This is a genomic window from Rhodobacter sp. P1_C2 (assembly GCF_056406375.1).
In genome coordinates this window covers 118,073-144,127 of record NZ_JBFUAG010000002.1, presented here as the reverse complement: position 1 = coordinate 144,127, position 26,055 = coordinate 118,073, and the positions used below count along the sequence as shown (strand labels likewise).

The window sequence follows — 26,055 nt, the reverse complement described above, 5'->3', positions numbered from 1 at the left end:
ATGCCCGATCTTTTGCGCAAGCCGAACGGCATCCATGGCAAAGTGCATGACATCAGTGCCGAAAGCGCAGGCTGGGGCTACGTCGGCTTCGGCCTCTACCGGCTTGCTGCGGGTGAGTCCGTGTCCGAGGTGACCGGCGACCGCGAGGTCATCCTCGTGCTGGTCGAGGGCAAGGCACGGATCAGCGGCGCGGGCCAGGATTTCGGCGAGATGGGCGAGCGGATGTCGGTCTTCGAGAAGACCCCGCCGCATTGCCTCTACCTGCCCGGCGGGGTGGAGTGGCAGGCCACCGCCACCACCGATTGCACGCTGGCCGTCTGCACCGCCCCGGCGCAGGGCGATTACCCGGCGCGCAGGATCGGGCCGGAGGGCATCTCGATGCTGCCGCGCGGCACCGGCGCCAATACCCGCTTTGTCAACAACATCGCGATGGAGGGCCGCGATGTCGCAGGCTCGCTCCTCGTGACCGAGGTCTTCACCCCTTCGGGCAACTGGTCCTCCTATCCCAGCCACCGCCATGACGAGGACGACTTCCCCCGGATGACCTATCTGGAAGAGACCTATTACCACCGCCTCAACCCCGCCCAGGGCTTCGCCATCCAGCGCGTCTATACCGAGGACGGCAGCCTGGACGAGACGATGAGCGTCAAGAACCACGACGTGACTCTGGTCCCGAAAGGCCACCACCCCTGTGGCGCGCCCTATGGCTACGAGCTTTACTACCTCAACGTCATGGCCGGCCCGCTGCGCAAATGGCGCTTCGCCAATGACCCCGACCACGACTGGATCGCCAAGCGCGACGCGCCGCCGGTCTGACGCAAACCCCAAAGACAAAGGGCGCGAGGTTCCCCCTCGCGCCCTTTTCCCATTTCATCCAGATGCAAATATCCTCGGGGGGTCTGGGGGGCAGACAGCCCCCCAGCCGGGGCCGCCGCGCGCCTTCCGGCCCGACGGTTCAGATCGCCATCTGCTGGCCCATCTCGACCACCCGGTTCGAAGGCAGGCAATAGAAGGCCGTCGCATCCGCCGCCGATTTCGACAGGCCGATGAAAAGCCGCTCCTGCCAGAAGGGCAGGCCCTGATGCCGGGCCGAGCGGAAGGTGCGGCGGTTGAGGAAGAAGCTCGTCGTCATGATGTCGAACTTCTCGCCCCGCTTGCGCGCCAGCGACAGGGCCTTGGGCACGTTCGGCGTCTCGATATAGCCGAAGGTCATGATGACGCGGACGAAATGCTCCGACAACCGCTCCATCGCGATCCGCTTGTCGTCCGACACGGTCGGCGTATTGGCGACCTGCACCGTCACGATGAAGTTCTGGCTGTGCAGCACCCGGTTGTGCTTGAGGTTGTGCAAGAGGGCAGAGGGCGCCACATCCGGGTCCTGGGTCAGGAACACCGCCGTTCCCGGCACTTCCATCGGCTGCGACTTGTCCAGCATCGCGATCAGCTTGACCAGCGGGATCGCCGAATCCGAGGCCTTGCGCTTCACATGCGCCGTGCCGCGGACCCAGGACCAGATCAGCAGGCACATCGTCGCCGCAATCGCCACCGGCACATAGCCGCCGTCGACCAGCTTCACGAGGTTGGCGGCAAGGAACATCGCCTCCACCATCAGGATCGGCGCGATGATGCCCACCACCACCGCCAGCGGCCATTTCCAGGCCTTCAGCAGCAGAACGAAGCTCAGGATCGAGGTGATCACCATATCCCCCGTCACCGCGATGCCATAGGCCGAGGCGAGCCGTGTCGAGGAGCCGAAGGCGATCACCAGGCAGATCACCGCGAAAAGCAGGATCATGTTGACCTTGGGCATGTAGATCTGCCCGTGCTGGGTTTCCGAGGTGTGGCGGATCTCCAGCCGCGGCAGAAGGCCCATCTGGACCGCCTGCTGCATCATCGAGAAGGCGCCCGAGATCACCGCCTGCGAGGCGATCACCGTGGCCGCGGTCGCCAGAAGCACCAGGGGCAGCAGGAAGGCCTTGGGCACCATCAGGAAGAAGGGGTCATAGGCCGATTCCGGATGGTTCAGCACGAAGGCGCCCTGGCCGAGATAGCTGATCGCCAGCGCCGGAAAGACCAGCCCGGCCCAGGCCAGGCGGATCGGGCGGCGGCCGAAATGGCCCATGTCGGCATAAAGCGCCTCGCCCCCGGTGACGGCAAGGAAGACCGAGCCGAGGACGAAGAAGGACCCGAGCTTGTGCCGCCCCAGAAACTCCAGCGCGTGCAAGGGGTTCAGCGCGGCCAGGATGCGCGAGTCGTCGCCGAGGTGGATCAACCCCACCACGGCCATGGTCAGGAACCAGACCACCATGATCGGCCCGAACAGGATCGAGACCCGCTCGGTGCCCTGGGCCTGGAACAGGAACAGCCCGATGATGATGGCCAACGTGACCGGCACCACATAGGGCGAGAACCGTGGCACGGCGATGGCCATACCTTCGACCGCCGACAGAACCGACATGGCCGGGGTGATCATCGCATCGCCGAAGAAGAGCGAGATGCCGATGACCCCGATCGCGATCAGCCAGCCCGGCCGCTTTTTCAGCGCCTGCTGCACCAAGGCCACCAGCGACAGCGTGCCGCCCTCGCCACGGTTGTCGGCGCGCATGACCAGAAGCACATATTTGACCGTGACGATCAGAACCAGCGTCCACAAGAGCAGCGAGACGATCCCCACCACCTCTTCCGGGCTTTTGCCGTCCCATTTCGCGCCATGCAGGGATTCGCGCAAGGCATAGAGCGGCGAGGTGCCGATATCGCCATAGACCACACCGATCGAGCCCAGAATCAGCTTCCACAGGTTCTGCGGCGGATGATGCGGGTCTTCCGGCGGGGCGGGCGGCGGTTTGGGGGAATCGGGCGGTGTGGCGCCTGCGGGAGCCCCGCCCGCCGGCCCTGCCGCCGGTTTCGCCGCACCTGCGGGGGGATTGACCCCGGCTGCGGGCAATGTCGGTTGGGATTCGTCCGAAGAAGAAGCCGTTTCGGGTGTCGTGCTTTTATCAATCATGACTTGTGGCTGTGGCCCCATTTGACCGGCTAGCTACACCCGCACCGGCTCCGCGTCCAGCACGGCCTTTCACCGGGGCGTGAGATGGGCGTGACACGCCGCCAAAACGTCACCAAAAAGTCCCGCAGTGCGGCCTTGCTCCTAAGGCGCAAGCATCTTGCGGAAAAGCTGGTCAAGGTAACTTCCCGCCTCGGCGAAGGGGTCATGGCCCGGCCCGAGCACGGCGCGGACCTGCACGTCGAAATCGGCGTAATGCTGGGTCAGCGACCAGATCGAGAAGATCAGATGCACCGGATGCATCCGCGCGATCCGCCCCTCGTTCATCCAGCGGGTCAGGACGGCGGATTTCTCCTCGACCAGGGTTTTCAGCGGGCCTTCGATCTCGTCCAGCATCCGGGGCGCGCCCTGCAGGATCTCGTTGGCGAAAAGCCGGCTTTCGCGCGGGAAATCCCGCGCCAGCTCCAGCTTGCGCTGCACATAGGCGAGGATCTCGGCCACCGGCTCGCCCTCGGGGTTCATCGCGCGCAAAGGGTCAAGCCAGGTCTGCAGAAGATGCTCCAAAAGCGCGTGATAGACCGCATCCTTGGAGGGGAAGTAATAAAGCAGGTTCGGCTTGGACAGGCCCGCCACCTCTGCGATCTGGTCGAGTGTCGCGCCGCGAAACCCCTGCGCGGAAAACACCTCCAGCCCCGCCTCCAATATGGCGCGGGAGTTGCGTTCCTGGATGCGTGTCTTGGCTTTGAGCATCTTGGGTCCCGGATCACTCGGGCCGGACTTTCCGGCACTGGCGCAGAGTTCCGCAGTTTGGCGCGGGATGCAAACGGGTTTCGTGGGGGTGTCTGGCGGGGCGGCTCAGGCGATCAGCGCGAGGATCCCCTCGACCACCAGCTTGTGATCCTCGACCTGCGGCAAGCCGGACACCGTGGCCACCGCGACGATCCCGGCCCCCGCCACGACCAGCGGCACGGCGCCGCCGTGGTCGGCATAATCGGCCTCGGCCAGGCCCTCGGCGGCAAGGGTCCGGCCCTTTTCGGCATTCTTCATGCCGACGATCAGCGAGGCGCAGCCCATCAGCAGCGCCACATTCGACTTGCGCCGCGCCCAATTGTCATTGTTGGCCGAAGATCCGGGCAGGCTCGCGTGAAAGAAGGTGCGCCCGGCGGAGCGGATGTTGATGACCACCGGCAGGCCGCGCACCTGGGCCAGACCGACCAGCAGGCTGCCCAGATGCCAGGCGACCGTCTCGTCAAAGCTCGGCAGGATCAGGCGGGCGGCTTCGGCCTCAAGGGCGGCGATGGTGAGTTCGGTCATGATGTCCTCAGGCTGAAGGATGGGCGGGCTTATGGTTTTGCGCGCAGCATAGGCGGCCTCTGCCGGTTTGGATATGGCGGGTGGATCACAGCACCCCGATCCCGCGCAGGATCATGCTCTTCACGCTGTCCTTGGCCTCTTGCCACTGCGCCTCGGACAGGGGGGTGCCGCCGTTCAGCGTCGCGATCTGGTGGTTGAAATCGGCGTAATGCTGGGTCGTGGCCCAAAGCATGTAGAGGAGATGCTCCGGCTGGACCCGCGCCATCTTGCCCTCGTCCATCCAGCGTTCGATGAGCCGCACCCGCCCCGCCGTCCAGTCGCGCAAGGTGGTCTCCAGGTAATCCTGGATCACCGGCGCGCCATGCATCACCTCATAGGCCCAGACCTTCGACCCATCGGGGTGAGAGCGCGAGATTTCCATCTTGGCGTCGATATAGGCGCCGATGCCTTCCGCCGGTCCGGGCGCGTCATCCATGCTTTCGGCGGCCTTGAGCCAGATCTCGAAGATCTCCTGCACGACGCGGCGGTAAAGCTCTTCCTTGGTGGCGAAGTAGTAATGCAGGTTGGCCTTCGGCAGCCCGGCCATGTCGGCGATCAGCTGCATCGTGGCCCCGCCGAATCCGGCCTCGGCAAAGACCTTCTCGGCCGCCTGCAGGATCAGCGTTTCATTCTGCTGCCGGATTTCGGTGCGGCGGATCGGGCGTTGGGCTTCGGTCATCGGCGGGGCATCAGAATTTTCTTGACCGCTTGGTCAGGCTATGGTGCGTTTCATTTGACCATACGGTCAGGAAAAGATTCGCTGCAAGGGGCATCAAGACCCCTGTAGTCCAAGGGAGACGACCATGCCTGCACCCAAGATGCCCTCTGCGGGGGAAAACCTGCGCATCAATTCGGCACGCCTGTGGGACAGCCTGATGGAGATGGCCCAGATCGGCCCTGGTGTGGCGGGTGGCAACAACCGCCAGACCCTGACCGATGCCGACAGCGAGGGCCGCCACCTCTTCAAGCGCTGGTGCGAGGCGGCGGGCATGACCATGGGCCTCGACACGATGGGTAACATGTTCGCCACCCGCGCCGGTGAGGATGCGGAGGCTTTGCCGGTCTACATGGGCTCGCACCTCGACACCCAGCCGACGGGCGGCAAATATGACGGCGTGCTGGGGGTTCTGGGCGCGCTGGAGGTGGTGCGCTCGATGAACGACATGGGGATCAAGACCAAGCACCCGATCGTCGTGACCAACTGGACGAACGAGGAGGGCGCGCGCTTTGCCCCGGCCATGCTCGCCTCCGGCGTCTTTGCCGGGCTTCATACCGAGGACTATGCCAAAAGCCGCAAGGATCTGGACGGTCTGGTCTTCGGTGAGGAACTGGCCCGCATTGGCTGGGTCGGGGATGAGAAGGTCGGCGCCCGCAAGATGAAGGCGATGTTCGAGCTGCACATCGAACAGGGCCCGATCCTCGAGGCCGAGGGCAAGACCATCGGCGTCGTCACCCACGGCCAGGGTCTCTGGTGGCTGGAGATCACGCTGACCGGCAAGGACGCCCATACCGGCTCGACGCCCATGCACATGCGGGTCAATGCCGGCCTCGGCATGGCGCGGATCACCGAACGCGTCCACCAGATCGCGATGGCGCACCAGCCGAATGCCGTGGGTGCGGTGGGCCAGGTCAAGGTCTTCCCCAATTCGCGCAACGTGATCCCCGGCAAGGTTGTGTTCACGGTGGACATCCGCAGCCCCGAGCAGGCCAAGCTGGACCTGATGAAAGGTGAGGTGATCCGCCACGCCCATGCCGTCGCAGCCGAACTGGGCCTTGGTTGCAGCATCGAGGAGGTCGGCCATTTCGACCCCGTTACCTTCGACCCCGGCCTTGTGAAGATCGTCCGCCAATCCGCTGAGAAACTTGGCTATTCCCATATGGATATCGTCAGCGGCGCCGGCCACGACGCCTGCTGGATCAACCGCGTGGCGCCGACCACGATGGTCATGTGCCCCTGCGTCGATGGGTTGAGCCACAACGAGGCCGAGGAGATTTCGCCGGAATGGGCGGCGGCCGGGACGGATGTTCTGCTGCACGCCGTGCTTGAGGTGGCGGAGGTCGTCGCCTGACGCCAAGGCCGGGGGCCAGCCCCCGGACCCCCGGGATATTTATGGACCAATGAAATACGAGGGACGGATCATGACCACCATCATCAAGAACGGCACCATCGTCACCGCGGACCTCAGCTACAAGGCCGATGTCCGCATCGAAGGCGGCATCATCACCGAGATCGGGCCGAACCTCACCGGCGAGCGGGTGCTGGATGCCACCGGCTGCTATGTCATGCCCGGCGGGATCGATCCGCATACCCACCTCGAGATGCCCTTCATGGGCACCTATTCTGCCGATGATTTTGAGAGCGGCACGCGGGCGGCGCTGGCGGGGGGGACGACGATGGTCGTGGACTTCGTGCTGCCGGGGCAGGGTCAGGGCCTCATGGATGCCGCCCAGATGTGGCACAACAAATCGACCCGGGCCAATTGCGACTATTCCTACCACATGGCGATCACCTGGTGGGGCCAGAAGGTCTGGGAGGATATGGAGGCCTCGGTCAAGGCCGGCATGACCTCCTTCAAGCATTTCATGGCCTACAAGGGCGCCCTGATGGTCAATGACGACGAAATGTATCAATCCTTCAAACGGGTTGGCGATCTCGGCGGCCTCGCCATGGTCCATGCAGAGAACGGCGATGTGGTGGCCGAACTGACCGCGAAACTCTTGGCCGAGGGCAACAATGGCCCCGAGGCCCATGCCTATTCCCGCCCGCCGCAGGTGGAAGGCGAGGCGACCAACCGCGCCATCATGATCGCCGACATGGCCGGGGTGCCGCTCTATGTCGTCCACACCTCCTGCGAGGAGGCGCATGAGGCCATCCGCCGCGCCCGGATGCAGGGCAAGCGCGTCTGGGGCGAGCCCCTGATCCAGCACCTGACGCTGGACGAAAGCGAGTATTTCAACTCCGACTGGGACCACGCCGCCCGCCGCGTCATGTCGCCGCCCTTCCGCGACAAGAAGCATCAGGACAGTCTTTGGGCCGGTCTGCAAAGCGGCAGCCTGTCTTGCGTGGCGACCGACCACTGCGCCTTTACCACGACGCAGAAGCGCTTCGGCCTTGGCGATTTCTCCAAGATCCCGAACGGGACGGGGGGGCTGGAGGACCGGATGCCGATGCTCTGGACCCATGGGGTGGCGACGGGTCGGCTGACGCCGAATGAATTTGTCGCCGTAACCTCAACCAATATCGCGAAGATCCTGAACTGCTACCCGAAGAAGGGCGCGGTACTGGTGGGGGCGGATGCCGACCTCGTGGTGCTGGACCCGGCGAAGGAAAAGGTGATCTCGGCCGGAACCCAGCAGTCCAAGATCGACTACAACGTCTTCGAGGGCCAGAAGGTCAAGGGCCTGCCGCGCTTTACCCTGACCCGGGGCGTGGTGGCGGTCGAGGAGGGCACAGTCAAGACCCGCGAGGGCCACGGCCAGTTCGTCGCCCGCGAGGCGCGCCCGGCGGTGAACCGGGCGCTGAGCGCCTGGAAGGGCCTGACCGCCCCGCGCCCGGTGGTGCGGACGGGGATTCCGGCGACGGGGGTGTAATCTGGCAACCGCCTTCATCATGATCCTTGCGATGGTGGTCGCCTCTGTACTGGTGGTCTTGGCCTCTGTCATGATCTTGTGGGCGGTGCGGCGCTGGCTGGGTGCAAAATGGGAACTCGGTCTTTCCTTGGCTGCCTATGCGTGGCTGATCTACGACTTGGTCCGGCTCAAACGTTTCTGCTCGGCTGAGCCGACCTATGTCGCTCCGACTGAGGCTCAGTCGGCAGCTGGTAGCGAGGGCATGATGATCTTCAACTGCGATGGCCCGGGTGGAGTGGTGGATTACTTTTATCTTGGGGTGATTGGTCCGGGTCTTGCTATCGTGACTTTGATCCTGGCATTGCGGGCGTTCCTGCATCTACGCAAAGCAAGCATTGCAAATGGTGGAGGTGTGGCATGACCCTCTCACCCCACCAACCCCTCCAATTCCGGCAGCAGGACCACGCTTTCCTGCTCATGCGGGTCGGTGCGGGCGATCACGGCGGTGGCGATGCCGGGGCCGGGGTTGTAGGGCAGGTGGGGCATGTCGGCGGGAATGTAGAGGATGTCGCCAGCGACCACTTCCATCGTGTTTTCAAGGGTTTGACCCCAGTGCATGATCGTCACGCCCTCCAGCATGTAGATGGCGGTCTCGTGGGTGGCATGTTTGTGGGCCCTGGCGCGGCCGCCGGGGGGGATGGTCAAGAGGTGCATGCAGATGGCATCGGCGCCGACCGATTCCTTCGAGACGCCCTCGTTATAGGTAAACCCTTGTTTTCCGGCAAAAAGCCCGGTGGGGCGGAGTTTGCGACAGTCCTTCATGGCGGTGCTCCTTTGGGGTATGGCCGGGAGTGTAGCGCAGAAATGGGTAGAATTTGATGAAAGATACGACAGCCGCTCCGGTCATCGAGGCAAGGCAAGTCAATCTGGTCTTCCAGACCAATGACGGCCCGGTTCATGCGCTCAAGGACGTGAACCTGACCGTCAACCGGGGGGATTTCGTCAGCTTCATCGGGCCCTCGGGCTGCGGCAAGACGACCTTCCTGCGCGCGATTGCGGCGCTGGAGCATCCGACGAGCGGCACGCTCACCGTCAACGGCATGACGCCGGACGAGGCGCGGCGGAAGCGGGCCTATGGCTATGTCTTTCAGGCGGCGGGGCTTTACCCCTGGCGGACCATTGCGAAGAACATCGCGCTTCCGCTTGAAATCATGGGATTTTCGGCCGAGGAGCAGGCAGCCCGTGTCGAGCGGGTGCTGGATCTGGTCGAGCTGAAGGGCTTCGGCAAGAAATTCCCCTGGCAGCTGTCGGGGGGGATGCAGCAGCGCGCCTCGATCGCCCGGGCGCTGGCTTTCGACGCGGATATCCTGCTGATGGACGAACCCTTCGGCGCCCTGGACGAGATCGTCCGCGACCGCCTGAACGAGGAGGTGCTGAAGCTGTGGAACCGCACCGGGAAAACCATCGGCTTCGTCACCCATTCGATCCCCGAGGCGGTTTATCTTTCGACCAAGATCGTCGTGATGTCGCCCCGTCCGGGCCGGATCACCGATGTGATCGACAGCCCTCTGCCGCGCGAGCGCCCGCTGGACATCCGCGACAGCAAGGCATTCATCGAGATCGCCCACCGCGTCCGCGAGGGCCTGAGAGCGGGGCATTCCGATGAGTGAACCGGTCTTCCATGCGTCTTCCTTTGGTCTTCCCCGGGTGAAGACATGAACGGGGTCATTCTGGCTTACCTCGCCGGTTCGACCGCGGTCTTCATGGCGGCGAATGCGACCTTGAAGACCTATGCGGCGCAGGGCGGCCCCTGGGTTCTGGCCGGCGCGCTGGCGCTCTTCTGTGTCGGTAATTTCCTGATGGTCCGGGTGATGCGCGAGAACGGCCTCGGCCTTGCCATCGCGCTGTCGCTGATCTTCCAGCTGATCGCGATCACGCTGATGGCGGTGGTGGTCTTTGGCGAAAGACCGACGCCCCTGCAGATCGCGGGGCTGGTTCTGGGGGTGGTGGCGGTGACGATGATCGTCTGGCCGCAAGGCGGTGCGGCATGAGGCAGACAGGTCCGGTTCTGGCGGTTCTGGTGGTGATCCTGGCGCTTTGGTATGCGGGCTCGGTCGCGATGAATGCGGCCTGGACCTATGATCAGGCGGCGCGGTCAGGGGGCGAGGTCACTTTCGCGAGCCTTCTGGCCGATACGATGGCGCAGGACCGCCCGGTCTTGCCCGCGCCGCATCAGGTCGCGGCGGAGCTTTGGAAGGGGTTGACCGCCTATAGCGTCACTTCGAAGAAAAGTCTGGTCTATCATGGCTATGTGACGTTGGTTGCGACCTTCTGGGGATTCCTGCTGGGCACGGTCCTTGGCATCCTGATGGCGGTCGGCATCGTGCGCAGCCGGACGCTGGAGCTGGGGATGATGCCCTGGGCCGTCATCAGCCAGACCGTGCCGGTGGTGGCGATTGCGCCGATGATCGTGGTCCTGTCGAACTCCCTGGGTTTTGGCGACCATCTGGGCGTGTCGAATGCGCTGGTCTCGAAAACCATCATCGCGGCTTATCTCAGCTACTTTCCGGTGCTGGTCGGCATGATCAAGGGGCTCAGAAGCCCCGATCAGATGCAGCTGGATCAGCTCAAGACCTATAACGCCTCGGAACTGCAGGGGTTCATGAAGCTGCGTCTGCCGTCTTCGGTGCCCTATCTCTTCACCTCGCTGAAGGTGGGGATCGCGGCGAGCCTCGTCGGCGCCATTGTCGGCGAATTGCCGACCGGGGCGATCGAGGGGTTGGGGGCGCGGATGCTGATCGGCAGCCAGTTCGGATCACCCATCATCGTCTGGGCGGCCCTCTTTGCGGCGGCGATATTGGCCGGGGTGCTGATCCTGGTGGTGCGGCTTTTCGAAAGCCTTGTGGTGCGGCGGATGGGGGTCAGGGCATGAGCATCTCTCTGGCGCTCGTCATCTGGTTTGCGGCCTGGGGGGTGAATGCCCTCCTCGCCCGGTCGCGGCTTGCCGGGCAGGCCTGGGTCCGGATCGCCATTCCCGCCCTGTTCGGCCTCGCGATCCTGGTGCTGTGGCAGGGGATCGTCACCAGCTTTGCCGTGCCCGAGGTGATCCTGCCAGCGCCCTCGCGGATCGCCACGGCGATTGCGGAGAATCTGCCGGTACTCTGGATCGACTTCGTCCAGACCATCCTGAAGGGCGGGCTCTTCGGCTATCTGATGGGCTGCGGCGCGGGGATCGTGGTGGCGGTGCTGGTCGACCGGGTGCCGTTCCTCAGGAACGGTCTCTTGCCGATCGGCAATTTCGTTGCGGCCCTGCCCATCGTCGGCATCGCGCCGATCATGGTGATGTGGTTCGGCTTTGACTGGCATTCCAAGGCGGCGGTCGTTGTCGTCATGGTCTTCTTCCCGGTGCTGGTCAACATGGTGGCAGGCCTGTCGGCCAGCGACCGGATGCAGCGCGATCTGATGGCGACCTGGGGGGCGAGCTACTGGCAGACCCTCTTCAAACTGCGCCTGCCCGCCGCCATGCCCTTTTTGTTCAACGGCTTGAAAATTGCCGCGACCCTCGCTTTGATCGGCGCTATCGTGGCCGAGAATTTCGGCTCGCCGACGGTGGGCATGGGGTTCCGGATCTCGACCGCGGTGGGGCAGTTGGCCTTGCCGCTGGTCTGGGCCGAGATTGCGGTGGCGGCGGTCGCAGGCTCGGTCTTTTACGCATTGGTGGCGGCGGCAGAAAAGGCCGTCACCTTCTGGCATCCCTCACAAAGAGGGAGGTGATACAACATGGAGGTTAAAATGAAGAAGTTTCTGATCACGGCGGCGGCCATGGCGCTGGCGACGGCGGCCCAGGCCAATGACACGGTCAAGCTGCAGCTGAAATGGGTGACCCAAGCCCAGTTCGCCGGCTATTACGTCGCCGAGGCCAAGGGCTATTACAAGGACGAGGGTCTGGACGTCACGATCCTGCCCGGCGGCCCCGATATCGCGCCCGAGCAGGTCATCGCCGGCGGCGGCGCCGATGTGATCGTGGACTGGATGCCGGCCGCTTTGGCTGCCCGTGAAAAGGGCCTGCCCCTGGTCAACATCGCCCAGCCCTTCAAGCATTCCGGCCTGATGCTGACCTGCCTCAAGGACTCCGGCGTCGCCACCCCGGCCGATTTCAAGGGCAAGACCCTGGGCGTCTGGTTCTATGGCAACGAATATCCCTTCCTGTCCTGGATGAGCCAGCTGAAGCTGCCGACCACCGGCGGCGCGGATGGCGTGACCGTGCTGAAGCAGGGTTTCAACGTCGATCCTCTGCTGCAAAAGCAGGCGGCCTGCATCTCGACCATGACCTATAACGAATATGGCCAGGTGCTGGATGCCGGGATCAAGCCGGAGGACCTCGTCACCTTCAAATACGAGGATATGGGGGTTTCGACCCTGGAGGACGGGCTTTATGTGCTGGAGCCGAACCTGAAGGACGAGGCCTTCGACGCTAAGATGGTGAAGTTCGTCCGCGCCTCGATGAAGGGCTGGAAATATGCCGAATCGAACCCGGATGAGGCTGCGGGCATCGTGCTGGAGGCCGACCAGACCGGCGCCCAGACCGAAGCGCACCAGAAGTTCATGATGGGCGAAGTGGCGAAACTGACCGCAGGCTCGAATGGCGCGCTGGACGAGGCGGATTATGCCCGCACCGTGGCGACCCTGATGGCGGGCGGTTCGGACCCGGTGATCACCAAGCAGCCGGAAGGCGCCTTCACCCATGTCATCACCGATGCCGCGCTGAAGTAAGCTCAAGGCTGAAGCGGAGGAAAGGGCGGCCCCGGTGGCCGCCCTTTTGCATGGCGGCTGCGGCGCGGGCAAAAACCGGCCGGGCGGTGTTACGATCTCAACCATTTGCTAACCGGCTTCGACCAGAGTGGGCCCAGTCAAGGCAGGGTGCGTGATGGCAGAGGCTGGAATCATCCGTCGCAAGCTGGCGGCGCAGCGCGTCGTTTCGGCCGAAGGCGGGCCGGGGGCGGATCGCGGCTGGCGGGTCGGGCTGGCGCGGGCGGCGCAGAACGTGCTCAAGGTCTCGCTCGATGTGCGCAAGCTGACGGTGGAGCGCCGCTCGCTGGCCGAACTGGCCGAACTGGTGCCAGATCTCGCGCTGGTCGCCATTCTGGAAGGCCCGGCCGAGGGGCTTGGCGCCATCATCATCGACCAGCCCGTCCTCGCCGGTCTGATCGAGGCGCAGACGATCGGCAGGGTGCGCAACCAGGAACTCGTGCCGCGCAAGCCGACGCGCACCGATGCCGCGATGGTCGTGGGCGTGATCGACGCGGCCCTGTCCGGCATGGAACAGGCCCTCGCCGAAGAGGCCGATCTGGTCTGGGCCGGCGGCTTTCGCTATGCCTCTTTCCTCGACGATCCGCGCCCCTTGCCCCTGCTGCTGGAAGATGCGCCGCTGCGCCTGATGCGGGCCGAGGTGGCGCTGGCCGGCGGTTTTCGCAACGGCGAGGTCCTTCTGGCCCTGCCGGCCGAGGGGCGCGGTCCGCGTCCCGCGCCGCCGCAGACCGATGGCCTGTTGGAGGATCATGGCCCGGCCTTCATGCAGGCGCTGGCCGAACGGATCAACGGCGCCCAGTCGCGGGTGGAGGCGGTGCTGGCCCGTCTGACCATGCCGCTGGCCCAGGTCATGGGCTTGAGCGAGGGGATGATCCTGCCGCTGCACGATGCCGCCATCGACCGGATCAGCCTCGAAGGGCTCGATGGCCGCCGTGTTGCGGAAGGCAAGCTTGGCCAGAACCGCGGCATGCGCGCGGTGCGGCTGACCGAACGCGGCGCGCAGGGCGCTGCGGAGGGTGAGATGGGTGCTGCCGGCTATGGCGGTGGCGAGGCGGCCCTGGGCGGGATGGGTTTCCCCGGGCTGGGCGAGGCGCCGCTGGCGGCGGGCGGGCTGGAACAGGACTTTCCGGCGATGGATTTCCCCGCGATGGATTTCCCGGCGCTCGGGGCCGGGGACATGCCGGATTTCCTTGCCACCGGAACCGATTGACGGTCCGCGCAGGCGGTGCAGGGGGCGCGGCGTGTCCCTGCGCTCAAAGCTCTCCCGTGTCGGGCAAGCTGCGGGCCGGCCAGCGCGGGTGGAGGGCGTCGATCGTCACCGCATGGGCATGGCGTGCAGGCGCTTGGCCTCGATGGGCGGCCAGATGCGGGTGGTCGGGCGGCAGGTCGGCGTGGTCATGCGCCAGCTCCACGGGGTCCTGCGCCGGCCACAGGGCCAGCACCAGCGCCAGGGCCAGGGCGCCGAGCCCTGCCAGGCTGAAGGCCGCCGCCGCCAGCCCGAACCGGCTGCCGATCACGCCGGCCATCGGATAGGCGATCAGCCAGCAGGCATGTGACAGGGCGAATTGCGCGGCAAAGACCGAGGGACGGTCCTGCGCCTGGGCCGAACGGTTGAGGATGCGGCCGATCGGCGTCTGGCTCAGCGCATAGCCAAAGCCGATCAGCGCCCAAAGCGCCATCAGCCCGCCAAGCCCATGTACCAGTGGCACCAGCGTCAGGCTCGCCACCATCAGCCCGGCGCCGGTCAGCATGACCGGACGGTCGGCGCGGTGCTGCAAAAGCCGGGGCAGGGCCAGCGCCGCCAGCATCGAGCCGCCACCATAGGCCGCAAAGGCCAGGGCCACCTGCGAGGGGCCAAGCCCCAGCCTTGCCTGCACCAGAACCACCGTGTTGACATAGACCATCGCCCCTGCGGCGGCGACCGCCATCTCCATCATCATCAGCCCGCGCAGGCGCGGCGTCGCAAGGTAGATCCGCAGCCCCTTCAACGCCGCATGGCGCAGGCTCTCCTCCGGGACGGCCAAGCGGGCGGGCAGGCGGCTTGCCAGCACCAGCGCCGCCGAGGCGCAGAACCCCGCCACCGTGCCGCCGAAGAGCACCGGGAAACTGACCAGCGTCAGCAGGGCGGCGGCGAGGATCGGGCTCAGCACCTGCTCCAGATCCTCGGCCAGCCGCATCAGGGACAGGGCCCGGGTGTAATCACGCTCCTCGGGCAGGACATCGGGGATCGTGGCCTGAAAGGCCGGGGTGAAGCCTGCCGAGGCGGCCTGCAGCAGGAAGATCAGCAGGTAGATCTGCCAGACCTCGGTCACGAAGGGCAGGAACAGCACCACGACGGCGCGGATCAGATCGAGGCTGACGAGGAAAGCCCGGCGCGGCACCCGCCCCGCCAGCGCCGCGGCGAGGGGCGCAAGCCCGACATAGGCCACCATCTTGATCGCCAGAGCCGTGCCCAGCACCAGCCCGGCCTCTGCCCCCGCCAGTTTCCAGGCCAGAAGCCCCAGCGCCACCGTGGCAAGCCCGGTCCCGATCAGCGAGATCACCTGCGCCGCGTAAAGCCGCCGGAAAGTCGGGTCATTCAGGAGCCCGAGCATGGCCTAACCCGCCGCCCGGTGCAGGTCCCAGGCCGCCTCCCCCTCGCGCGCGTGGTCGCCGCTGCAATGCTTGTGGTCGCCCAGAACCTCGATCACCCGGCAATCGGCGATGCGGCCGCCGGCGCAGTGATCGACCATCCGCTCCAGCTCGGCCTTGAGCGATTGCAGCCGGGCGATCCGCCCCTCGACCGCGTGCAGCTGGGCGCGGGCGATGGCATCGACCTCGGCGCAGGACTGGTCGGGCCGGTCCGACAGGCCCAGAAGGTCGCGGATCGCCTCCAGCGTGAAGCCAAGGTCGCGGGCGTGGCGGATGAAGGTCAGCCGGTCCTGCACGGAACTGGGGTAAAGCCGCTGGTTGCCGGAAGACCTTTCCGCGCCGGGAAGCAGCCCTATCTGTTCGTAATAGCGGATGGTCGGCACCTTGACCCCGGTGGCCGCGCCAAGTTTTCCGATGGTCAGCATGAAAAGCCCCTTGAACCTCTAGTTACTAGAGAGATTACATCTGGGGTCAGAGCGAAACAAGCGCTGCCTTGGGCGGCGAAAGGACATGACATGACCGCCAAGGACGAGCGCGCGCGCCAGACGACCGAGCGTCACGACTGGACCGTGACCGGCATGGACTGCGCCTCTTGCGCCACCAAGATCACCACGGCGCTGGGGCGCCTGCCCGGGGTCGAGGATGTGCAGGTCGGCGTGATGTCCGAACGGCTGAGCCTGCGCCTGCAGCCCGGCACCACCGAACCCGCGGCGGTGGAGGATGTCGTCAAGACGCTCGGCTTTGGCATCCTGCCCAAGGGTCAGGCCGGGACAAAGCGCAAGTTCGTCCTGCCCGAGGCGCCGGTGGAGGACCATGCGGGCCATGACCATGAAGGTCACGACCATGAGGGCCATGACCATGAAGGTCACGACCATGAGGGTCACGATCACGAGGGTCACGATCACGAGGGTCATGACCACGAAGGCCACGATCATGAGGGTCATGATCACGATGGTCATGACCATGAGGCCGAGGCAGAGGCGTCCGGCCACGGTGGTCCGGGTCACAGCCATGCCACTTCGCCCGAGGATCTGGGCAAGGCCTGGTATCAGACCGCCAAGGGCCGGCTGGTGATCGGCACCGGCCTCCTGCTGGCGCTGGCGACGGCGGTCAAGCTTTTCGCCTCGGTTCAGGTGGCGCATTGGGCCTTTGTCGCGGCCTGTGTGATCGGCGTGGCGCCGGTGGCGCGGCGGGCCTTTCTGGCCCTGCGCGCCGGCATCCCCTTCACCATCGAAGGCCTGATGACCATTGCCGCCATCGGGGCCCTTTTCATCGGCGCGGCGGAGGAGGCGGCGCTCGTCGTCTTCCTCTTCGCGGTGGGCGAGGTGCTGGAGGGTGTGGCGGCCGACCGCGCCCGCGCCTCGATCCGCGCTTTGTCGGATCTGGTGCCGAAGACCGCGCTCCTGGTCGAGGGAGATACGCCGCGCGAGGTCGATGCCGCCAGCCTGCGGATCGGCCAGGTGGTGCTGGTCCGTCCCGGCGACCGCATCCCCGCCGATGGCACGATTGCCGAGGGCACCTCGGGCATCGACGAAAGCCCGGTGACGGGCGAATCCATGCCGCGGACCAAGGGGCCGGGGGCTGCGGTCTTTGCCGGTTCGATCAATGCCGAGGCGGCCTTGCGGATCACCGTCGGCAAAGAGGCCGAAGACAACACGATTTCCCGCATCATCGCGCTGGTCGAAGAGGCCGAGACCGCCCGCGCCCCGACCGAGCGGTTCATCGACCGTTTCAGCCGGGCCTATATGCCGGCGATCACCGGGCTCGCGCTTCTGGTGGCATTGCTGCCGCCATTGGCGCTTGGGCAGGACTGGGACACCTGGATCTACCGCGGGCTGGCGCTGTTGCTGATCGGCTGCCCCTGCGCGCTGGTGATCTCGGTCCCGGCCTCGATCGCCTCGGCGCTGTCGGCGGGGGCGCGGCGCGGCATCCTGATGAAGGGCGGCTCGGTGATCGAGGCTGTGGCGCGCACGGTGCAGGTGGCCTTCGACAAGACCGGCACGCTGACGGCGGGGCGGCCCCTGGTGACCGATATCGTCGTGCTGGCGGGGGAGCAGGCCGATCTCCTCGCCGTGGCCGCCGGGGTCGAGACCGGGTCGAGCCATCCCCTGGCCGAGGCGATCCTGCGCCATGCCGAACAGGCCGGGGTGGCGGCGCTGCCCTCCAGCGGGGCCAAGGCTCTCGTCGGCAAGGGCGCCACCGCGCTGGTCGCGGGCGAGGAGGCCTGGGTGGCCGCCCCGCGGTTTGCGCTTGAGGCGGGGGCGCTGGATGCGGCGGGCATGGCGCGCGCCGGGGAGATGGAGGCTGCGGGCAAGACCGTGGTCGTGGTCTTCCGGCCCGGCCGGGCACTTGGCCTCATCGCGCTGCGCGACGAGCCGCGCGAGGATGCTCGCAAGGCGGTTGCCGAACTGACCGCGATGGGTGTGACCTCGGTCATGCTGACCGGCGACAATGCCCGCACCGGGGCCGCGATCGCCGGCGCCCTTGGCATGAGCCACCGCGCCGATCTGATGCCCGAGGACAAGGTGGCTGCGATCAAGGAGATGGCGCGCCGCGGCGGCGTGATCATGGTCGGCGACGGGATCAACGATGCCCCGGCGCTGGCGGCGGCCTCGGTCGGCGTGGCGATGGGCTCGGGCACCGATGTGGCGCTGGAAACCGCCTCGGCCGCGCTGTTGCGCAACCGTGTCGGCGATGTGGCCGCGATGATCCGGCTGGCCCGGGCGACCATGACCAACATCCGGCAGAACGTGGCCCTCGCCCTCGGGCTGAAGGCGGTGTTCCTGGTCACCACGATCCTGGGCGTCACCGGGCTTTGGATTGCCATCATGGCCGATACCGGGGCCACGGTCCTGGTCACGCTGAACGCGCTGCGGATGCTGCGCTTTGATCCGGAACGGAAATAAGCGCAGCCGCCCGGCTTACTTGCGCAGCCAGTCCAGCAGTTCGGGCACCAGGAGCCTTTCGTTCAGCTCTTCATCCGAAAGCTCGACGAAGCTGTCGAGGTCATTGATGATCACCACCCCGGTATTGGCATAGTTCTTCGCGATGGTATGGAGGAACTTGAACTCCACCTCATGCTCGCAGGCGCCCATGAAGAGGAAATAGACCTCGTCGCCGCGCTTTTGCGAGGCGGCGAGGATATTCGCCGTGCGCTCCATGTCGGTGGCGTGGTTCTCGCCATCGGTGATGAAGATTACGATGGAGCGTTTGCGCGGGGCGGGGGCCGGGGCCGGGGCCGCGGGCAGGCCGAGAAAGCGGCTGAGAAAGCCCTGCGGCTTTTGCGCAAAGGGCAGCCAGCCGAAATGCTGCAGGTTGCGTTCCAGCACATAGCTGTAGGTCGTCCCGCCGTTCCAGCCCGGCACCCGTTGCACCACGCGGTCCAGAACGAACCGGTCCGAGCTTTCGGGGTTCACCGTGCCGACGTAATGCGCGTTCTCCGCCCCGTGGCTGAAGGTGAAGACATCGACCTGGCCATCGGGGTCCAGCACCATGCCGTAAGGCACCAGGCGCGAGACGAGGCGGTTGGTCGTCCCCTCCTCATGTTCATGCTCGAACGACCCCGACACGTCGATGTCGATGATCAACTCTGCCTTCACATCGGAGGCCACCCCCGCCTTGTCCAGCGAGAGGCGCAGCGAGCGGGCGGCTTTGGTCAGGTCCAGGGAAAGCGGCATGGTCTACTCCATTTGGGGAAAAAGCGGGATCAGATCGGCAAGACGAAAGGTGAGGTCGCGCGCCTCGGTCAGCGAGGGGCCCATGCCGCGGTCCAGCCGCGACTGGAAGTGGCCGAGGCTTTCCAGCCAGGCCGGAAGCGCCACGAGGACGATGTTCTGGATCGCCACCACCAGCCGCGCGGGCAGGCTCGCCTCGACCGGGTGTTGCAGGTCGGCGGTGCGGATCTGCACGAGGGTGAGGCCAAGGCTGTGGCGGCGGTCCTGAAAGCTGCGGGTCAGATGCGGCGGGGCAGCCTCGGCCAGGAAGGCCGCCGCGATCAGCGCCGCCTCGACCTTGACCGCCAGCGCCTGCAGGGCCAGGGCCTGCGCCTCCAGCCGGGATTTGAGCGCCGCCAGACCGTCGAGCGCGCCGGTCAGATGCGCCATCAGCTCGGCGATCTCGACCCTTGCGGCCTGGATCTCCTCGCCGGTGTCTATCACGCGCGAGGCTTTGCGGAAGGCGGCGGACATGAGCCCCTTGCTGCAAAGTGCGGTCAGGTCAAAGCGGCCGAGCAGCGCCTTCAGCCGCGCCAGATGCACCGGCACCTCGCGCAGTTCGGGCGCGCGCAGGAGGGCGAGGCGATCGTTGACCAGTGCGGCATGATCCTCCTGCAGGTCCTGCGCCCAGAACAGCGCGTCGCGGTCGCTCAGATGCGCCGGAACCAGCCGGGTCAACAGGGCCATCGCCGCCTCGAGCATGGCGGGCGCGGCCTTGGGGGCGAGGCGGCGGAGCTGGTCCGGCGCGACCGCCAGCCGCTGCGGCGCGCTGCCCGGCATGGCGGTGGGCGCCAGCCGGGGCAGGGCGCCGGCCTCGGGGCTTTTCGGTGCGGGTTTGCGCGCCAGAGGCTTGCCCGGACCCTCGGGCATCACCGTGGCGCGCAGGGGCTTGGGTGGCCGGTCGGGCGGGTCCTGCGCCATAGGTCAGGAGAAATGCGCCAGAACGTCGTTCAGCGTGCCGTTGAAGCCGCGCCCGACGGCGACATATTCCCAGCCCTGCGGCCCGAGCATGATATTGCCCAGCTGCACCGCGTTGAAATGGCGGAACTCGTCGGAAAGCCGGTACGACCCGATCTCGCGCCCGCTGTCATCGGTCAGGGTGATGGTGCACAGGTCGATGTCGCCGAAGGCCGCGCCCTCTTCGTCCTCATCCGCCTCTTCGGCATGGCCGCCGCCGTGGTCGGCCTCGTGGACCGTGGCGAAGATCGGCACTTCGTTGACGCCGGGGGCGAGTTTCGATCCGTCGATCACGATGCTTTCGCTGTTGTTCTGCACCCGCATGTCGCCGCTGTGCGACAGCCCGCCATCCGGCGTCTGGAAAGAGCCGTCCGGGTTGTTGGGCAGAACCCCGCCGCGCGGGTTCATCCGCTTGGTGTTGTAGGTCGAGAGCACATCCTCCAGCGCCTGCACCCGGGCGCCGTCGCCCATGTTGCGGGCGGCAAGGGCGTGGATGTCGACATCGTCCTGATGGTCGGCGTTGCAGGACCAGGCCACGGTCACGGTGAACCGCGCCCCCTTGTTCAGCGACAGGACCAGCTTGGGCGCCTTCAGCCCGGGTTTATCAAGCGCAAGCGTCAGCACGGCGTCTCCCCTTTCCCGGATGATCCGGCGCGCGGCACACATCGGCACCGCGTCGCATCCAAGGGCCAAGCTATGGCGGCGGGCGCGGGGTTTCAACTGCGACAAGGGGGGAACAATCATCGGTTGACGTCACGCAGGGCCCGCACCGCCCGGCCTTTCTGGACGCTCGGCAAGATTTGCTGTATCAGCGCCGGTCTGAGCCTTCTCCCTGGCCCCCAAACCCGCGTGACGAAAGAAGATCTGGCCGTGACACCCTTCCGGACCCCAGCCCCCGTTCCCGCGCAAGGCGCCTCTCTTGGCGCGCACCGGCTTTCGGTGGCGCCGATGATGGACTGGACGGACCGCCATTGCCGGGTCTTTCACCGCCAGATGAGCCGCCGCGCCATGCTCTATACCGAGATGGTGACGGCCCCCGCCGTGGTGCATGGCGACCGCGACCGGCTTTTGGGCTTTGACGCGGTCGAGCATCCGGTGGCCCTGCAGCTTGGCGGATCGGACCCGCGCGAGCTTGCGGCTGCGCTCAAAGCGGCGCTGCCCTATGGCTATGACGAGGTCAACCTCAACTGCGGCTGCCCCTCGGACCGGGTGCAGTCGGGCTGTTTCGGTGCCGTGCTGATGGAGCGTCCGGCGCTGGTCGCCGAGTGCGTCGCCGCCATGCAGGCCGAAAGCCCGGTGCCGGTCACGGTCAAATGCCGGATCGGGGTGGATGACCAGATCCCGGCCGAGGTTCTGCCGCGCTTTCTGGAAACCGTGGCGGCGGCCGGGGTGCGGCATTTCGTGATCCATGCCCGCAAGGCCTGGCTTCAGGGCCTCAGCCCCAAGGAAAACCGCGAGATTCCGCCGCTCGACTACCCGCTCGTCCTGCAGATGAAGCGCGACTTTCCGGAGCTGACGATCTGCCTCAACGGCGGGGTGACCACGCTGGCGCAGGCGAAAGGCCTGCTCGATCAGGGGCTGGACGGGGTGATGATCGGGCGGGCGGCCTATCATGACCCGGCGGCGGTGCTGATCGGGGCCGATGCGCTTTGGGGCGAGGATTTCGCGCCGGATGCCTTCGATGTGGTCCTGTCGATGCTGCCCTATATCGCGCACCATCTGGCGGAGGGCGGGCGTCTGCATCAGATCACGCGCCACATGCTTGGCCTTTTCACCGGGCGTCCGGGCGCGCGGGGCTGGCGGCGGGTGCTGTCGGAAGGCGCCTCGCGCCCCGGGGCCGGCACCGATCTGGTGCTCGAGGCCTTGGCGCAAGTGCAGGCCGGGGCGCGCTCGGCCGCCTGAGGTCCGGTTTCAGGACTTGCGCACCATCAGCGTCAGGACCAGCGTCACGGCGGCGGCAAAGGCGATGCCCGCGATCATCGGCTGGGGATCGGCGCCGAGCCAGGGGCCAAGGGCGGCCACCAACACGCCCCCCGTCAGCATCTGCAAGGTCCCGCCGAGCGAGGAGGCCAGCCCCGCCTTGTCGCCCTGATCGTCCAGCGCCAGCACCATCGTGGTGGGCAGGATCAGCCCCAGTCCGCAATTGCCCAGGGCCAGCCCGATCATGCAGAAGGGCAGGGTGGCAAGGCCAAGCAGGCTCAACCCCAACAGGCCGCAGGTGCCGCAGGCGAAAAGCAGGCTCGCGGCCTTCAGCACCCGCACCGTGCCAAAGCGGACGCTGGCCCGGCTCGCCCCCTGGCTCGCGCCGATGAAGGCCATCGCGTTGACCGCGAAGGCCAGGGAGAACTGGTTGGCGGACAGACCGTACCCCTCCTGATAGACGAAGGGGGCGGCGGCGAGGAAGATGAAGAAGCTGCCAAAGCCGAAGGCGCCGATGAAGGTCAGAAGCAGGAAGGCGCGGTCGGTGAAAAGCCCGGCACAGCCCTTGAGCACGAAGCCCAGGCTGAAGGCGCGGCGGTTTTCCGGGGCCAGGGTCTCGGGCTGGGCGAAGGCGAGGAGCGCGAGGCTGGCCATGGCCGCGACGAGAAGCGCCGCAAAGATGCCGCGCCAGCCGGTCACCGTCAGCAGGGCCGATCCGGCCAGTGGCGCCAGCATCGGCGAGACGGAGAAGACCAGCATGATCGCCGCCATCATCCGCGTCGCCTGCGCCCCGGTGAACATGTCGCGCACGATGGCGCGCGGCACCACGCCCAGGGCCGCGCCGCCCAAGCCCTGCACGAAGCGGCCGGCGATCAGGCCGGTGGCGCTTTGCGCGCTCAGGCACAGGATCGTGCCCAGGACGAACATCGCGATGCCGGCATAAAGCGGCATCTTGCGCCCGGAATGGTCGGCCCAAGGCCCATAGAACATCTGCGCCACGCCAAAGGCCGCGAAATAGGCAGTGATCGTGCCCTGCACGACCTGGGGCGAGACATCGAGGTCGCTGCCGATGACCGGCATCGCGGGCAGATACATGTCGATGGCGAAGGGACCGATGCAGGACAAAAGCCCCAGGACAAGGGCGGGGCGGGCCAGAGAGCCGGACATGGGAAACCTTTCGCGCGAGGGGTGCGGCCTGCCTATCGGGCGGGGCGGCCAAGGGCAAGACCGGCTCTGGCGCCTTTGCCGCGCTGCGGCTAGGCTGGCGCGAAATCCGCGCGAGGTGATCATGGATTATGCGACTCTACTGCCGATGCTGGCGCTTCTGCTGGTGCTCGGCGCGGTGACCGGGGTGATTGCCGGGCTTCTGGGCGTGGGCGGCGGCATCGTGCTGGTGCCGGCCTTCTTCTATATCTTCGACAAGCTCGGCTTCGGGTCGGACCAGTTGATGCAGGTTTGCATCGGCACTTCGGCGGCGACCATCGTGGTGACCTCGGTCCGCTCGGTCCTTCTGCACAACAAGAAGGGCGCGGTGGACTGGCAGATCCTGAAGGACTGGGCCCTGTTCATCGCTGTGGGTGCCTTCTGCGGCATGCTGACCACCTATTTCCTGTCGACCACGGCGCTGAAGGCGATCTTCGGCGCGCTGGCGATGATCGCGGGGCTTTACATGGCCTTCGGCAGGTCCGAATGGCGGCTGGGCAGCGCGATGCCGCAGAACCCCTTGCGCGCGGTGGAGGGCTTTATCCTGGCCTTCTGCTCGGCCCTGATGGGGATCGGCGGCGGCACCTTCGGCGTGCCGCTGATGACGCTTTATTCCCTGCCGATCCACCGGGCGGTGGCCACGGCGGCGGGCTTTGGCCTTCTGATCTCGCTCCCCTCGCTGGTGGGTTTCCTTTTCATGTCGGTGCCCCATGCGCCGCCCTTCTCGATCGGGGCGGTCAACCTGCCGGCCTTTGCCATCATCATCCCGATGACGCTGTTCACCACGCCTCTGGGCGTGCGGCTGGCCCATGCGATGAACCCCAAGCCGTTGAAACGCGCCTTTGCCATCTTCATCATCCTGGTCGGGGGCAACATGCTGCGCAAGGCGGCGGGGTTTTGAGCACGGCGGGCGCCACAGGCTGGCGGCGGATCGGCCCGACGCCGGGCATCGCCGCCTGGGCCGCGGCGGCAAGGCCGCTGGCCGAGGTGGCGCTGGCCGCGACGACCGAGCCTTTGCGCTGTGGCGGCACTTGGGCGGTCGGCCTCGACCTTCTGCCCAATGACGCCACGGGCCGCATCGCGGGGGTGGATCTGCCCTGGGCCGATCTCGGCCTTCCACCCGAGCCCCTGCACCGCGCCCAGCTTTCCACCATCCACCCCGGCTATCCGCAGCCTTCGGCGGAGGAAAGCGCCAGCGCCTTTGCCTTTCGCCGCAACCGCGATGCGGCGCATCTGGACGGGCTGTTGCCGGTAGGCCCCGACCGCCAGCGCATGGTCAAGGAGCCGCATGGCTGGATCCTCGGCCTGCCGCTCAACCCCTGTGCCGCCTCGCCCCTCGTGGTCTGGGAGGGGAGCCACGAGATCCTGCGCGCGGCCCTGCTCAAGGCCCTGTCGCCACATGATCCGGCGCTTTGGGGCGATATCGACCTAACCGAAGCCTATGCCGCGGCGCGCCGCGAGGTCTTTGCCAGTTGCACCCGCCTTCCCCTGCCCACCGCCCCGGGCGAGGCCTTGCTTTTGCACCGCCTGACCCTGCATGGCGTGGCGCCCTGGACCGAAGGCGCCGCAGCCCCGCCCGAGGGCAGGATCATCGCCTATTTTCGCCCGCTGATGGCCTCGGTCCAGGATTGGCTTTTGCGCCCCTAACGGCGCAGCACCATCTCGTCGCCGGCGATGCTGATCTGGAACTGGCCGAGATAATCCATCCCCAGCAAGGAGATATCCATCTCCCCCCGGTTGACCGAGGCAGGCAGACTCGCATCCTCGAAGGGGCCGAATCTGACATCCTTCAGCGTGACGCGGGCGGTGCGCACGATGCCATTGGCGGTCGAAGCCTCGCCCATATAGGCCAGCGCGCCGGGGTCGATGCCGACCCTGCGGGCATCCTTCTCGGTCAGCACGACCGAGGAGGCCCCGGTATCGGCCATGAAGGTGACCGGCACGCCGCCCACCACGAGATCGGCATAGTAATGGCCGTCCTGGGCGCGGGGCAGGGTGATCTCGCCCGCGCCGACCTGCTGGCGCGGCTTCATCCCGCGCTGCAGATCGCCCCAAAGCCCATAGACCGCCATCATCCCGATGAAGATCATGCCCCAGGCCAGCACCAGCTTCAGCGTCTTGCCGAAGTTCTTGCGCAGCTCGACCATCGCCCAGCCGGCCAGCGCCGCCAGAAGCAGCGCGAGGTAGACGATCCGCATCACGCTGTCGTCCGGCATCAGCCCAGAAGCCCCGTCGGGATCAGCCCGGTGCCGCGGATGCCATCGACGACATATTGCACCGCAAGTGCGGCGAGCAACATGCCAAGCAGCCGGGTGACCACCAGGGTGCCGGTCCGCCCCATCAGACGCTCGATCGGCGGGGCGGCCAGAAGGAACAGGAAGGTGGCAAAGATCATCACCGCCAAAAGGACGAGGATCGCTATCTTGCCCGGCCATTCCGGCGCCTGCCCCATCAGCAGGATCATCGAGGTGATCGCCCCCGGCCCGGCAATCAGCGGCGTGGCCAGCGGGAAGACCGATGGGTCATGGTCGGGGTCGGGCAACTGCCCCTCGCGCCTTTGGGTGCGCCGTTCGAAGAGCATGTCGAGTGCGGTCAAAAACAAGAGCATGCCGCCCGCGATGCGGAAGGCCGGGATCGAGATGCCGATGAAGCCCAGCACCGCCTCGCCCGACAGGCCAAAGAGGGCGAGGATGGCAAAGGCGATCAGACAGGCCCGCCGCCCCATCGCCATCCGCCGCTCCGGCTCCATCCCTTGCGTCAGGGCAATGTAGAGCGGCACCAGACCGGGCGGGTCGATGACGACGAAAAGCGTGGCGAAGGCACTGATCAGAAGCGGGTTCATCCCGCCACCCTCAGGGTTTTATGGCGTCCGGTCAATGGGAAGCCTCGGCGGCCCAG

Annotated in this window: 27 protein-coding genes; 14 read left to right on the top strand and 13 right to left on the bottom strand. The window is 66.5% G+C overall.

Translation table 11 applies throughout. The features are described from left to right. Complete coding sequence (gene iolB / locus AC1DZT_RS03470; RefSeq protein ID WP_478005207.1) at window positions 1-816, top strand: 5-deoxy-glucuronate isomerase; 816 nt, start codon at window positions 1-3, stop codon at window positions 814-816. Window positions 817-955: 139 nt separating this feature from the next. Here iolB and AC1DZT_RS03465 read toward each other — a convergent pair whose 3' ends face one another. The 4 genes from AC1DZT_RS03465 to AC1DZT_RS03450 all read right to left on the bottom strand — a co-directional run bounded on the left by AC1DZT_RS03465 (window position 956) and on the right by AC1DZT_RS03450 (window position 5,033). Continuing rightward, window positions 956-3,004, bottom strand: a complete 2,049-nt coding sequence (locus AC1DZT_RS03465) for a potassium transporter Kup (protein WP_478005206.1) — start codon at window positions 3,002-3,004, stop codon at window positions 956-958. Between the two features lie 141 nt (window positions 3,005-3,145). Continuing rightward, on the bottom strand, window positions 3,146-3,751 hold the full coding sequence (locus AC1DZT_RS03460) for a TetR family transcriptional regulator C-terminal domain-containing protein (RefSeq protein WP_478005205.1): 606 nt from the start codon (window positions 3,749-3,751) through the stop codon (window positions 3,146-3,148). 105 nt (window positions 3,752-3,856) lie between these two features. Beyond that, the gene (locus tag AC1DZT_RS03455) at window positions 3,857-4,315 is read right to left on the bottom strand and encodes a heme-degrading domain-containing protein (protein ID WP_478005204.1); all 459 of its coding nucleotides are present in this window, start codon (window positions 4,313-4,315) and stop codon (window positions 3,857-3,859) included. An 85-nt stretch (window positions 4,316-4,400) separates the two neighbouring features. Next, window positions 4,401-5,033, bottom strand: coding sequence for a TetR family transcriptional regulator C-terminal domain-containing protein (locus AC1DZT_RS03450; RefSeq protein WP_478005203.1), 633 nt, complete (start codon window positions 5,031-5,033; stop codon window positions 4,401-4,403). Window positions 5,034-5,172: 139 nt separating this feature from the next. On the opposite strand from AC1DZT_RS03450, the gene AC1DZT_RS03445 reads away from it, so the two are divergent. The 3 genes from AC1DZT_RS03445 (at window position 5,173) to AC1DZT_RS03435 (ending at window position 8,345) form a co-directional block, all read left to right on the top strand. Beyond that, window positions 5,173-6,423 carry a Zn-dependent hydrolase gene (locus tag AC1DZT_RS03445; RefSeq protein WP_478005505.1) on the top strand — a complete coding sequence of 417 codons (1,251 nt, stop codon included), beginning with the start codon at window positions 5,173-5,175 and terminating at the stop codon, window positions 6,421-6,423. 70 nt (window positions 6,424-6,493) lie between these two features. After that, entirely contained in the window at window positions 6,494-7,945 is a 1,452-nt protein-coding gene (hydA, locus tag AC1DZT_RS03440; RefSeq protein WP_478005202.1) for a dihydropyrimidinase, read from the top strand. A 19-nt stretch (window positions 7,946-7,964) separates the two neighbouring features. Further along, window positions 7,965-8,345, top strand: coding sequence for a hypothetical protein (locus AC1DZT_RS03435; RefSeq protein WP_478005201.1), 381 nt, complete (start codon window positions 7,965-7,967; stop codon window positions 8,343-8,345). Between the two features lie 5 nt (window positions 8,346-8,350). On the opposite strand, the gene AC1DZT_RS03430 is transcribed toward AC1DZT_RS03435, so the two are convergent. Further along, entirely contained in the window at window positions 8,351-8,746 is a 396-nt protein-coding gene (locus tag AC1DZT_RS03430; protein ID WP_478005200.1) for a cupin domain-containing protein, read from the bottom strand. Between the two features lie 56 nt (window positions 8,747-8,802). Between AC1DZT_RS03430 and AC1DZT_RS03425 the strand changes: the two genes are divergently transcribed. The 6 genes from AC1DZT_RS03425 (at window position 8,803) to AC1DZT_RS03400 (ending at window position 13,943) form a co-directional block, all read left to right on the top strand. Then, window positions 8,803-9,594 carry an ABC transporter ATP-binding protein gene (locus AC1DZT_RS03425; RefSeq protein ID WP_478005199.1) on the top strand — a complete coding sequence of 264 codons (792 nt, stop codon included), beginning with the start codon at window positions 8,803-8,805 and terminating at the stop codon, window positions 9,592-9,594. A gap of 45 nt (window positions 9,595-9,639) precedes the next feature. Then, window positions 9,640-9,975 (top strand): hypothetical protein, encoded by a 336-nt coding sequence (locus tag AC1DZT_RS03420; RefSeq protein ID WP_478005198.1) that lies wholly within the window; start codon window positions 9,640-9,642, stop codon window positions 9,973-9,975. Continuing rightward, on the top strand, window positions 9,972-10,856 hold the full coding sequence (locus AC1DZT_RS03415) for an ABC transporter permease (protein ID WP_478005197.1): 885 nt from the start codon (window positions 9,972-9,974) through the stop codon (window positions 10,854-10,856). Before AC1DZT_RS03420 ends, AC1DZT_RS03415 begins: the two co-directional genes overlap by 4 nt. Then, window positions 10,853-11,698, top strand: a complete 846-nt coding sequence (locus tag AC1DZT_RS03410) for an ABC transporter permease (RefSeq protein ID WP_478005196.1) — start codon at window positions 10,853-10,855, stop codon at window positions 11,696-11,698. Before AC1DZT_RS03415 ends, AC1DZT_RS03410 begins: the two co-directional genes overlap by 4 nt. An 18-nt stretch (window positions 11,699-11,716) precedes the next feature. Next, window positions 11,717-12,697: an ABC transporter substrate-binding protein gene (locus tag AC1DZT_RS03405; protein ID WP_478005195.1), complete on the top strand. Its 981-nt coding sequence runs from the start codon at window positions 11,717-11,719 to the stop codon at window positions 12,695-12,697. A 154-nt stretch (window positions 12,698-12,851) separates the two neighbouring features. Further along, window positions 12,852-13,943 carry a FliM/FliN family flagellar motor switch protein gene (locus AC1DZT_RS03400; RefSeq protein ID WP_478005194.1) on the top strand — a complete coding sequence of 364 codons (1,092 nt, stop codon included), beginning with the start codon at window positions 12,852-12,854 and terminating at the stop codon, window positions 13,941-13,943. Window positions 13,944-13,986: 43 nt separating this feature from the next. Here the strand turns inward: AC1DZT_RS03400 and AC1DZT_RS03395 are convergent, their stop codons facing one another. Both AC1DZT_RS03395 and AC1DZT_RS03390 read right to left on the bottom strand, forming a co-directional pair. After that, window positions 13,987-15,327 (bottom strand): MFS transporter, encoded by a 1,341-nt coding sequence (locus tag AC1DZT_RS03395; protein WP_478005193.1) that lies wholly within the window; start codon window positions 15,325-15,327, stop codon window positions 13,987-13,989. A 3-nt stretch (window positions 15,328-15,330) separates the two neighbouring features. Continuing rightward, window positions 15,331-15,789, bottom strand: a complete 459-nt coding sequence (locus AC1DZT_RS03390; protein ID WP_478005192.1) for a MerR family transcriptional regulator — start codon at window positions 15,787-15,789, stop codon at window positions 15,331-15,333. Window positions 15,790-15,879: 90 nt separating this feature from the next. On the opposite strand from AC1DZT_RS03390, the gene AC1DZT_RS03385 reads away from it, so the two are divergent. Beyond that, entirely contained in the window at window positions 15,880-18,270 is a 2,391-nt protein-coding gene (locus tag AC1DZT_RS03385; protein ID WP_478005191.1) for a heavy metal translocating P-type ATPase, read from the top strand. 15 nt (window positions 18,271-18,285) lie between these two features. Here AC1DZT_RS03385 and AC1DZT_RS03380 read toward each other — a convergent pair whose 3' ends face one another. From AC1DZT_RS03380 to AC1DZT_RS03370, 3 genes are read right to left on the bottom strand one after another with little or no spacing between them, the layout of a single operon-like run. Continuing rightward, window positions 18,286-19,041 (bottom strand): VWA domain-containing protein, encoded by a 756-nt coding sequence (locus AC1DZT_RS03380; RefSeq protein ID WP_478005190.1) that lies wholly within the window; start codon window positions 19,039-19,041, stop codon window positions 18,286-18,288. 3 nt (window positions 19,042-19,044) lie between these two features. Beyond that, complete coding sequence (locus AC1DZT_RS03375; protein ID WP_478005189.1) at window positions 19,045-19,998, bottom strand: hypothetical protein; 954 nt, start codon at window positions 19,996-19,998, stop codon at window positions 19,045-19,047. 3 nt (window positions 19,999-20,001) lie between these two features. Beyond that, the gene (locus AC1DZT_RS03370) at window positions 20,002-20,658 is read right to left on the bottom strand and encodes a TerD family protein (protein ID WP_478005188.1); all 657 of its coding nucleotides are present in this window, start codon (window positions 20,656-20,658) and stop codon (window positions 20,002-20,004) included. 246 nt (window positions 20,659-20,904) lie between these two features. Between AC1DZT_RS03370 and dusA the strand changes: the two genes are divergently transcribed. Continuing rightward, window positions 20,905-21,936 carry a tRNA dihydrouridine(20/20a) synthase DusA gene (dusA, locus tag AC1DZT_RS03365; RefSeq protein ID WP_478005187.1) on the top strand — a complete coding sequence of 344 codons (1,032 nt, stop codon included), beginning with the start codon at window positions 20,905-20,907 and terminating at the stop codon, window positions 21,934-21,936. 9 nt (window positions 21,937-21,945) lie between these two features. On the opposite strand, the gene AC1DZT_RS03360 is transcribed toward dusA, so the two are convergent. Next, a complete protein-coding gene (locus AC1DZT_RS03360) occupies window positions 21,946-23,121 on the bottom strand; it encodes a multidrug effflux MFS transporter (RefSeq protein ID WP_478005186.1) in 1,176 nt (391 codons plus the stop codon). A 118-nt stretch (window positions 23,122-23,239) separates the two neighbouring features. On the opposite strand from AC1DZT_RS03360, the gene AC1DZT_RS03355 reads away from it, so the two are divergent. Both AC1DZT_RS03355 and AC1DZT_RS03350 read left to right on the top strand, forming a co-directional pair. Next, window positions 23,240-24,058: a sulfite exporter TauE/SafE family protein gene (locus AC1DZT_RS03355; protein ID WP_478005504.1), complete on the top strand. Its 819-nt coding sequence runs from the start codon at window positions 23,240-23,242 to the stop codon at window positions 24,056-24,058. After that, window positions 24,055-24,804 (top strand): hypothetical protein, encoded by a 750-nt coding sequence (locus AC1DZT_RS03350; RefSeq protein ID WP_478005185.1) that lies wholly within the window; start codon window positions 24,055-24,057, stop codon window positions 24,802-24,804. The genes AC1DZT_RS03355 and AC1DZT_RS03350 overlap by 4 nt, the downstream gene beginning before the upstream one ends. Here the strand turns inward: AC1DZT_RS03350 and AC1DZT_RS03345 are convergent. Then, window positions 24,801-25,373 carry a retropepsin-like aspartic protease family protein gene (locus AC1DZT_RS03345; RefSeq protein ID WP_478005184.1) on the bottom strand — a complete coding sequence of 191 codons (573 nt, stop codon included), beginning with the start codon at window positions 25,371-25,373 and terminating at the stop codon, window positions 24,801-24,803. The genes AC1DZT_RS03350 and AC1DZT_RS03345 overlap by 4 nt on opposite strands. After that, a complete protein-coding gene (locus AC1DZT_RS03340; RefSeq protein ID WP_478005183.1) occupies window positions 25,373-25,999 on the bottom strand; it encodes a MarC family protein in 627 nt (208 codons plus the stop codon). Before AC1DZT_RS03340 ends, AC1DZT_RS03345 begins: the two co-directional genes overlap by 1 nt. Between the last annotated feature and the right edge of the window lie 56 nt (window positions 26,000-26,055).

Coding starts and splice junctions, on each gene's coding strand:
- AC1DZT_RS03420 (WP_478005198.1), top strand. CDS start 9,640: ATGAACGGGGTCATTCTGGCTTACCTCGCCGGTTCGACCGCGGTCTTC.
- AC1DZT_RS03415 (WP_478005197.1), top strand. CDS start 9,972: ATGAGGCAGACAGGTCCGGTTCTGGCGGTTCTGGTGGTGATCCTGGCG.
- AC1DZT_RS03345 (WP_478005184.1), bottom strand. CDS start 25,373: ATGCCGGACGACAGCGTGATGCGGATCGTCTACCTCGCGCTGCTTCTG.
- AC1DZT_RS03385 (WP_478005191.1), top strand. CDS start 15,880: ATGACCGCCAAGGACGAGCGCGCGCGCCAGACGACCGAGCGTCACGAC.
- AC1DZT_RS03465 (WP_478005206.1), bottom strand. CDS start 3,004: ATGATTGATAAAAGCACGACACCCGAAACGGCTTCTTCTTCGGACGAA.
- AC1DZT_RS03455 (WP_478005204.1), bottom strand. CDS start 4,315: ATGACCGAACTCACCATCGCCGCCCTTGAGGCCGAAGCCGCCCGCCTG.
- AC1DZT_RS03405 (WP_478005195.1), top strand. CDS start 11,717: ATGAAGAAGTTTCTGATCACGGCGGCGGCCATGGCGCTGGCGACGGCG.
- AC1DZT_RS03430 (WP_478005200.1), bottom strand. CDS start 8,746: ATGAAGGACTGTCGCAAACTCCGCCCCACCGGGCTTTTTGCCGGAAAA.
- AC1DZT_RS03410 (WP_478005196.1), top strand. CDS start 10,853: ATGAGCATCTCTCTGGCGCTCGTCATCTGGTTTGCGGCCTGGGGGGTG.
- AC1DZT_RS03395 (WP_478005193.1), bottom strand. CDS start 15,327: ATGCTCGGGCTCCTGAATGACCCGACTTTCCGGCGGCTTTACGCGGCG.
- AC1DZT_RS03390 (WP_478005192.1), bottom strand. CDS start 15,789: ATGCTGACCATCGGAAAACTTGGCGCGGCCACCGGGGTCAAGGTGCCG.
- AC1DZT_RS03380 (WP_478005190.1), bottom strand. CDS start 19,041: ATGCCGCTTTCCCTGGACCTGACCAAAGCCGCCCGCTCGCTGCGCCTC.
- AC1DZT_RS03340 (WP_478005183.1), bottom strand. CDS start 25,999: ATGAACCCGCTTCTGATCAGTGCCTTCGCCACGCTTTTCGTCGTCATC.
- AC1DZT_RS03435 (WP_478005201.1), top strand. CDS start 7,965: ATGATCCTTGCGATGGTGGTCGCCTCTGTACTGGTGGTCTTGGCCTCT.
- AC1DZT_RS03400 (WP_478005194.1), top strand. CDS start 12,852: ATGGCAGAGGCTGGAATCATCCGTCGCAAGCTGGCGGCGCAGCGCGTC.
- iolB (WP_478005207.1), top strand. CDS start 1: ATGCCCGATCTTTTGCGCAAGCCGAACGGCATCCATGGCAAAGTGCAT.
- hydA (WP_478005202.1), top strand. CDS start 6,494: ATGACCACCATCATCAAGAACGGCACCATCGTCACCGCGGACCTCAGC.
- AC1DZT_RS03450 (WP_478005203.1), bottom strand. CDS start 5,033: ATGACCGAAGCCCAACGCCCGATCCGCCGCACCGAAATCCGGCAGCAG.
- AC1DZT_RS03425 (WP_478005199.1), top strand. CDS start 8,803: ATGAAAGATACGACAGCCGCTCCGGTCATCGAGGCAAGGCAAGTCAAT.
- AC1DZT_RS03360 (WP_478005186.1), bottom strand. CDS start 23,121: ATGTCCGGCTCTCTGGCCCGCCCCGCCCTTGTCCTGGGGCTTTTGTCC.
- AC1DZT_RS03460 (WP_478005205.1), bottom strand. CDS start 3,751: ATGCTCAAAGCCAAGACACGCATCCAGGAACGCAACTCCCGCGCCATA.
- AC1DZT_RS03445 (WP_478005505.1), top strand. CDS start 5,173: ATGCCCTCTGCGGGGGAAAACCTGCGCATCAATTCGGCACGCCTGTGG.
- AC1DZT_RS03375 (WP_478005189.1), bottom strand. CDS start 19,998: ATGGCGCAGGACCCGCCCGACCGGCCACCCAAGCCCCTGCGCGCCACG.